1 pseudogene is annotated in these 440 nt (G+C 56.6%); it reads right to left on the reverse strand.

Going from position 1 to position 440, the window contains the following annotated elements:
• Positions 1 to 440: pseudogene (locus V6942_RS23375) on the reverse strand (hypothetical protein); the annotation flags it as partial.

Raw genomic sequence — 440 nt, forward strand, 5'->3', positions numbered from 1 at the left:
GCAACCGCACCGCCCAAAATGGCATGGGCCACCGTGTTAACAGCGGTATTATCTTCCGTAGTTTGCTTCACCAGACGAGCCAGTTCCGGTGCTGATGCACTGGCCAGAACGCCCGCCAGGTTGCCACCACCGGCAAGCGCGGTTAGCGCCGCCGTTGCCGCCTGGATACCACGTTGCACCGCGCCACCGGTTCCCATCCCCGTCGCAGCAAACGCTTCATTGTAGTAGTTCTGGTAAAGCTGATTACTGATATCTTCTGGCTTTGGCGTTTTATCCGGATTCTCTTTCTGCCATTGCGCTTTCGCTGCATCCAGCTCTTCAGGTTCAGCCCTGCTCATGCGATCCTTCGCGGCTTTAATCGCATTCAGCTCACCCTGAGTCCTGGCAATATCCGCGGCCTGATTGCCAATGTCGCTAATAAGTCCGATTGCCTTCAGGCG

It is taken from the genome of Kluyvera genomosp. 2, assembly GCF_036759865.1.
Classification (GTDB): Bacteria; Pseudomonadota; Gammaproteobacteria; order Enterobacterales; family Enterobacteriaceae; genus Kluyvera; species Kluyvera ascorbata_B.